6 protein-coding genes are annotated in these 7,408 nt (G+C 59.9%); 2 read left to right on the forward strand and 4 right to left on the reverse strand.

The features are described 5' to 3' along the window. The 3 genes from ABX749_RS15185 to ABX749_RS15195 all read right to left on the reverse strand — a co-directional run. Positions 1–2,125, reverse strand: a 2,125-nt coding sequence (locus ABX749_RS15185) for a serine/threonine-protein kinase (RefSeq protein WP_372896713.1), incomplete at its 3' end; no start/stop codon positions are given. 250 nt (positions 2,126–2,375) lie between these two features. Continuing rightward, positions 2,376–2,975 carry an RNA polymerase sigma factor gene (locus ABX749_RS15190; RefSeq protein WP_372896714.1) on the reverse strand — a complete coding sequence of 200 codons (600 nt, stop codon included), beginning with the start codon at positions 2,973–2,975 and terminating at the stop codon, positions 2,376–2,378. An 888-nt stretch (positions 2,976–3,863) separates the two neighbouring features. Beyond that, the gene (locus tag ABX749_RS15195; protein WP_372896715.1) at positions 3,864–4,580 is read right to left on the reverse strand and encodes a hypothetical protein; all 717 of its coding nucleotides are present in this window, start codon (positions 4,578–4,580) and stop codon (positions 3,864–3,866) included. A gap of 15 nt (positions 4,581–4,595) precedes the next feature. On the opposite strand from ABX749_RS15195, the gene lpxD reads away from it, so the two are divergent. Together lpxD and ABX749_RS15205 are read left to right on the forward strand one after the other, a co-directional pair. Continuing rightward, complete coding sequence (gene lpxD, locus ABX749_RS15200; RefSeq protein WP_372896716.1) at positions 4,596–5,966, forward strand: UDP-3-O-(3-hydroxymyristoyl)glucosamine N-acyltransferase; 1,371 nt, start codon at positions 4,596–4,598, stop codon at positions 5,964–5,966. Next, the gene (locus ABX749_RS15205) at positions 5,963–6,910 is read left to right on the forward strand and encodes an LpxI family protein (RefSeq protein WP_372896717.1); all 948 of its coding nucleotides are present in this window, start codon (positions 5,963–5,965) and stop codon (positions 6,908–6,910) included. Before lpxD ends, ABX749_RS15205 begins: the two co-directional genes overlap by 4 nt. Positions 6,911–7,095: 185 nt before the next feature. On the opposite strand, the gene ABX749_RS15210 is transcribed toward ABX749_RS15205, so the two are convergent. Next, the coding region (locus ABX749_RS15210; RefSeq protein ID WP_372896718.1) for a DUF1585 domain-containing protein at positions 7,096–7,408 on the reverse strand (313 nt) is incomplete at its 5' end.

The raw sequence follows: 7,408 nt of genomic DNA on the forward strand, positions 1-7,408 counted from the left end.
CACTGTTCCGATCTGCCAGTGCGGCCAGCAAGTCGCTGGCGCCCTGGTGATCGTAGCCGGCCAGCAACCGCACCGCTTCCAGATACAGCTGCGAATCGGCTCGGGCCGGCGTGTCCTCGGCAATCTTCTGCAACACCTGGTATCGCTCGTCGTTGCCGGCCAATCGAACCCGCTCGGCTTCCAGGAACAAACTCGCCCGGCTCGGCTTACCGTCTTCCACCGCCTTGGCTGCTTCGATCAGACGATCCAAACGTGCGAAGTCGGTGGATGCCTCAGGGTCGGAAATTCGCAACTGGTCGAGACGCTGTATCTCCAGAATCGCGATGTGCGCGATGTGCCGGAACAGCGTTTCACGGGCGAGTTGTTGCTGCTGTTGATCGAGCTTCGATACCCAGCTCTGCAGCTTCTTTCGGTCCAAGGCGTTGTGCTTTTCCAGCATCGCCACGCCCCGGCTGACGTTCGACTCTTTCTGGCGGTTCGGATCGGCCATCAACGTGGACAGGAACTCAGCCGATTCCTCCGAAAACTGCTCAAAGGCGGCCTGTGACCGCAGCGAGCGATTGTCTTGGAGCGAAACCACCGTCATGTAGGAAAGGGGCACGAGGATCGCGAGCAAGACGGCCGCGACCAGTCCCGACGCGATCGCGCGGGGGTGTCGCCGCGTCCACTTCTTGACCTTCCATGACTTAGGTTCGGCCGTGTGAAGCAGTGCCAGGTTTTCTTGTTCACGCTGCAAATCGACTTGCAAATCGTCGGCGCTGGCATACCGCTGATCTGGTTCAAATTGCAGACATCGGTTGACGATGCTCTTCAACCCCGGTCGGACGCCGTCGCCGGCTCGCCAGTCCGGTTGCGCGCGTCGGGCTTCGATCGCGGCGTCCAAATCGATCGATGCAATCGACGCGGGGGTCGGATGGGGCAATCGACCGGTGACAAATTCAAACAGCATCACGCCCAGACCATAGACGTCCGACGCCAAGCCGGGCTGGGTCTGCTGTCCCATCATCGCGCGATAGGTTTCCGGCGACATGTACGGCAGGGTGCCGCCGGCGTGTCGCAGGTTTTGTTGCCCCAAGGTTTGGGAAAGATTGAAATCCAACAGCGCCGGTTCACCGTCGTTGCGAATCAGCACGTTGCTCGGTTTGAGATCGTTGTGCAACACGCCGCGGGCATGGGCATGAGCCAATGCGCCGGCAAGCCGTTGAAACAAGCAGATCGCCAATGCCTCGCAGTCCAACGTGCGAAACGCTTCCAACGGTCGAGTTCCGGCCTTGTCCTCGGCGGCGGGAACCAGGGGCGCCGGCTGGGCGTCGGCCGCACCGCCGGATCCGTCCTCGCTAAGAATGGTGGTTTTGCCAATTCGCTCCCGCACCGTCCGGATCAGACTTTGGCCGCCGCGCTGGGAAACGTCGGTCTTGTCCTTCAAAAAGTCATGCAGCGTCACGCGACCGGCATAGGGCATGCAGATCACCGATCGAGACAGGATTTGATGGAAGGAGTAGATCGGGACGATGTTGGTGTGTTGGAGCAACGCCATGTACTCCGGCTCGGCCAGCGTCTCGGTCACGATCTTCAACACCACAAACCGGTCGGCCAGATCCACTTGAGTCGCCAGGTAGACGCGGCTAAAGGCGCCCTCCCCGATCTTCTGGACCAGATGAAACCCGGCTTCGGCCAACGCAAATTCAAACGTCGCATCGGGCGACGGGTCGGAACGCAACTTGGCGGTGCGTGTGTGCGTTTGGTGAACCGACGTCTCCCGCATCAGTTCCTGGAACCAGTGCTCCCGGTTGACCCCCGGCAGCCCCCGCCAACGCATCACCGAAACGGGGTGCCCCTTGGCCGCACGCGAGCGATAATCCTCGAACGCGATTTCGGCGACGCGTTTTGGACGGTCTTGCAAGATCGTGAACCGATCCAAATACTCCCCAAGCTCGATCGACAGACCACGCTCATAGCGCAGTTCGATGTCGATGCGAATCAATTCGACAATCGCTTCCTCATCGTCGCTCAGGCCATAGGCCGCGAGCAGCTCTTCGATTTTGGATTGCGACTGCAGTGACCACGTTTCCTCAAATTGATCGATCGCGTCTTCAAGTCGATCGAAAGTGCCTCGATTGATCATCCGGTTCTGAACCTAGGCGTGTCAAAGGTTGGAATCGTCCGTCATGTTACGACCGATTGAATCGTTGCAATGAAGAGCAGCGAAGGGACAGGAACCCCGCCACAGAATTAGCAAAAAAAGATGCCGCGTGTAAAAGGGAATTCGGATCGCCCACCCCTCGCCGGCACTGAAACCTCACCGGTACGGAAACCTGAATGCAGTAGTCCAGGTGTCGCCGGGATGCGATCATCGTCGCCGGCGGCGGACGGCGCTACGATTCATCCAACAGCGATTCGGCCAACAACTCACGACTCTTCTGCAGACTCCGCTCGACCGTGCGGCGACTCCTGCCGGTCAGGTCGCGAATCTCGTCAATACTGTGACCCTGGATCCGCAACGACAGGATCTTGCGGTGCAGCGGACGAAGCAACTCGAGCGACTCTTGAATGCAAACCTGAAGAAACTCGGCCGAAGCCATGTCGATCGCCGACCCCAGCCCATCAAGCTCCGCGTCCAAGGGCACGTTGCGACTCGCGTCGCGACGTTTGGCTGAATGATGGCTGGCCTTGTTGCTGAGCTTTCGGACGGCAATCACCGCCAACAAATTCCAAAGCGTCGTTCCCGGAGGCGCGTCATAGTTGCCCGACTGCATCCCGCGAAACATGCTCTTGAACACCGACTGCACGATGTCTTCCGGCTCGGTCATCGCGCTCAAACGCGCCCCGAGTTTGGAACGCACCAGCCCGAAGACCCGTCGCGCGTAACGATCATACAACGCTTCGGCAGCATCCTCGTCGCCATCCCTCACCATCACGACAAGTGACTTGTCGGTCGGAGTGAACTCGATCGGATCGGGGGACGCTGGACTCACGACTTGATCTGTTGTTGGGTGTTGATCGCGGAACGGATTATCAAACCATAACCGCCAACGCCCCAAACTCAACCGTTACTCCCCCATTGCCGTGGGCGAGTCTTGCAGCGGAAAACATTGCACCGCAAAACTGCAGCGGGCAATCCCTACACCAACCAACCTTGCACCGGGCAAGCGCGGTCATGAACTACTTACTACATCAGTAAGAATGCCCCGTCACAACCGCGCCTGCACCTGTGCAAGAAACTGCAACTGTGCAAAAAACACCTGCCCAGCTTGCCCCTCCAAACCACGAGTAGCCCCCCAAATCATTCGGACGATCTGGTCCCGAGTCTGTATCGCTGGACAGGCTCACAGTGGATCAACAGAACCGCGTGGTTCCCGCCACCGATTTTGGCGATTTTCAATTTCTTTTTTTCAAACGCGTGGCGGCGTCATCGCGTTCACCCCGTCGCATCCACGGCCTGTCGATCGAAGCCCGCATGCGCAAGCAAGCAAGGGGCCACGCGGCGCCCGTCGCAAACGCGTCACCCCTGATGGGATCGCGTTGCATTGGGAAGATCGACTCAATCGACAGGCCGTCAAAGAGCCGTCAAGAATGTCCGCGCGGCAAACGAAAGCGGACCGGCCGTGCAACCTGAATCACCGTCAGTTCGGCGCATAAAAAACGCGCCTGGGACATTGGGGCAAAATATCCCAGACGCTTGGTGCGAGCTGTGCTCAGCACCCTCCACAAGGCTAGTAAATGAGGAAACCCAAGTCGAGTCCCAAGTGGGGGGCTTTTGAAAAAAGGAGAAAAAATTCATCAACCCGCACCGCGTTGCCAGGCAAATCATTGACCTGGTCATTCAGGATTCTCGTTGGCCGATCGCGTCGACCTGTGCCCCGTTAACGCTGGCGTTGCAACAGCGCGCCGAAAATCGCCGAACGAAGCTCGTCCGGCGTCGTAATGATCCGCCGTGTCGGCGGCGATGTCCTGGCCGAACGCTGCAACTGCGCACCACCCGGTATCGCCGACGGTCCGCGAACCGTTGGCCCAATGTCTCCAACGCCACGCGGCCGCGTCGCGTAGGGATCGGCGGAAACCGGAGCCCCGATAGCGGGTCCCCATACCGATCGCGGCTGTTGATCAAATCGATGGTCGATGATCGCCACCGGACGCCCACGCTTGGCACTGCGTAGCTGTTGCAGGTAGCGAATCTCGTAAACCAACCGCCCGTAGGCTTCATAGACCGCCAGCCAACTCTCTTCCAGATGCGGCTCGGGCGGATAAAGAGGATCGCCGAAGAACGTCAACTCCACCCGCGCATGCAAGGCATCGGTCGTGACGAACCGACCGATCAGCCGATCGAAACGCGCCGGATCGCGGGCCGCCGATTTCAAATCGCTGGTGCTGTCTTCCAAATCATCGACCAGCCGCTCGACGCTGCTGCGAATCTTGGGCGTCCGCAACACGACCCGTTCAAAGTCACGCACCGCGTCACGGTAATCGCTGGCCGCGGCGTAAATCGGCGTGTTGCCCCCAGCCTCGACCCCGCGCGGCGCGAGGAAGACGAAAAAAAGACCGGCAAACGCAGCCGTCCAGTTGCTGACGATTCGATTCACTTGAAGCTCTCCGCGATGAGTGTTCTTGATTACCACCACGCCGTGCATTGCGCGTGCCGAGTCGTCGCGAAGATCGCACGCGACGCAGAAATCACGGTGTTTATTGCCGCAAAGCCGGCCACACCGCGATGGCGAAGCGGCGTCAATTCGACGGCACCGGATCTCAGAAGGGGACACACCACCACCAATCGGGGTGACGATCTGCCCCAGGGGATCCGCCGACTTTGTCTTGCAGTCATCCGCGCCCTGGCGGTATACCGGGGAGAATGGAGGGTTCGGGTCGTCCGAATCCATGAACAACTCAGCGAAAAGGACTTCGCCGTGGGAATCCGACTTGATGACATAGCCCAGATGGTTGGCGGGACGCTCCACGGTGACGGGACGTTGATTTGCAGCGGTGCCAACCCGCCGGATCAGTCGACGTCGAGCGAAATCACCATGCTGGTCGGCCAGCACCCGTCGGCGAATTTGGCGTCGTCCAAGGCCATGGCGGTCCTCTGTGCCGAACGAATTGATTCAGACCCACGCCCCCAAATCATCGTCGCCGATCCCCGCGCGGCCTTCGTGACCGTGGTTTCCCAGTTCCGTCCCCCGATCCCGGTATCACTTCCCGGTGTGGGCGTCGATTCATCCGCGGCGATCGCCAATTCGGCCAAGATTCATCCCACGGCAACGATTTGTGCGAATGTGACGATCGGTGAGCGAACGCTGGTGATGCCGAACGTGGTCATCATGCCCGGATGCACCATCGGAGACGACTGTGTGCTGTACCCCGGCGTCACTCTCTACGAATACTCGTCGCTGGGTGACCGTGTGGTCTTGCATGCCGGAACGGTCATCGGGGCTCAAGGATTTGGCTACCGGCAAAAGAATGGTCGCCACCTGCCGTCGGCGCAACTCGGTTATGTTCGCATCGACTCGGATGTCGACGTCGGAGCCGGCGTGACGATCGACCGTGGCAGCTACGGTGCGACGCGAATTGGTGAAGGAACCAAAATCGACAACCAGGTGATGATCGCCCACAACTGCCAGATCGGTCGACACAACCTGATCTGCAGCCAAGTCGGCATCGCGGGTTCCTGTCGCACCGGCGACTACGTGATCCTGGCCGGCCAAGTCGGACTGAAAGACCACATCACCTTGGGCGACCACACGATCGTGGGCGCCAAGGCCGGCGTGATGGATGATTGCCAGGGACATCAGGTCTATCTGGGATCGCCGGCGATGCCGCAGCGCGACCAGATGCAAATCTTTGCGATCGAACGCAAGTTGCCCGAGATGCGTCGCGAGCTGAGAACATTGCGAAAGCGACTCGACGCGATGACCGAGCAGCTTGCCGAGGGAGAAACCGATTCGGGTCACTCTGGTGTGGGGCGAGCGGCATGATCCAGCGTCGTGGATACGGGCGAGACTTGATTCGCAAGGTCTTGCCCGGCTTTTCACCTTCGTCAAATCACCAAGACCAGCCGCCGATCGGACTGATCGCCGGCTGGGGCAGTTTCCCCGTCGAAGTCGCCGAGCATGTGATCGCCAGCGGTCGACGCGTCTGCTGCATCGCGATCACCGACCACGCGTCCACGGATCTGGAGTCGATCTGCGACCATGTAAAATGGTCCGGCGTCGGAAAGATCGGTGCGCACATTCGATACTTTCGACGCCACGGCATTCGCCAAGTGACGATGGCCGGCAAACTGTTTAAATCCGAGTTGCTGTTTCAAGGCAGCGTCTGGATCAAGCATTGCCCCGACTGGACCGCGATTCGAACCTTCGGTCCTTGCCTGCTGGGCAACCGCCCCGATTCACGCGACGACAGTTTGCTGTTGGCCGTCACCAACACCTACGCAAGACATTCGTTGAACATCTGCCCCGCCACCGACTTTGCCCCGGAGCTGCTCGTGGACCAAGGCCATTTGATCGGAACACCCCTGACACAAAAACAAACGCGCGACGCTGAGTTCGGTTGGCAAGTCGCCAAGCAGATGGGCGGCATGGACATCGGCCAATCGATCACCATCAAAGACGGCACGGTCCTGGCGGTCGAAGCGGTCGAGGGGACCGACGAGTGCATCGCGCGAACCGGGACGCTGTGCCGCCGCGGCGGATGGACATTGGTCAAAGTCAGCAAGCCGAATCAGGACATGCGATTTGACGTCCCCACGATCGGTCCCCAAACGGTCACCCGCGTGGCCGAAAACGGCGGCACCGCGATCGTGATCGAAGCCGACAAAACGATCCTGGTCGAGCGTGAAGAAACCTTCCGCCTGGCAAAGCAACACGGGATCACCATCGTCGCCCTCGCCCAACCCCAAGCGATCGCCGCCGCGGCGTGAACCGCGATCGATGAATCGCGACACCGGGTTCGGTTGGTTCAATCGACTTGCCGAAGGGTATCGCGTTTCATGACGTCGATGGGACGAATAAGACGTAGGGGACGAAGACGACGCATGTGTCCCATACGCCCCCTGCGCGGATCAATCTTCCTACCCCAAAAATCTTCCTACCCTCTGATCAAGCCCTAGCGTGACCGGAAGATCTCGCTGGTCAGGACCTCGATCACGATCGTTCGTAGCCCGGCCTCCTTGTCTGCCTGGACTCGCGCTGCCAGGTCGTCGATCGCGAAGCGGTCTGTGACTTCCATCTGACGGCCCGTCGCGTAGGTGAGCAGTTTCTCGATCAGGCTGCGAGTGAATTGGTCGCGCCGGCTCGCTCGCAAGACCGCTTTAAAGCTCGAAAAGTCACCAAACGTTTCTCCCGACGGCAACTTGCCCGATGCATCGATCGTTGCCCCGGAACCCTTGCCCTTGGGCTTCGGGTACTTCGCCCGCCAG

The organism is Stieleria sp. (assembly GCF_041595215.1).
GTDB lineage: Bacteria > Planctomycetota > Planctomycetia > Pirellulales > Pirellulaceae > Stieleria > Stieleria magnilauensis.

Coding starts and splice junctions, on each gene's coding strand:
- lpxD (WP_372896716.1), top strand. CDS start 4,596: ATGAGTGTTCTTGATTACCACCACGCCGTGCATTGCGCGTGCCGAGTC.
- ABX749_RS15205 (WP_372896717.1), top strand. CDS start 5,963: ATGATCCAGCGTCGTGGATACGGGCGAGACTTGATTCGCAAGGTCTTG.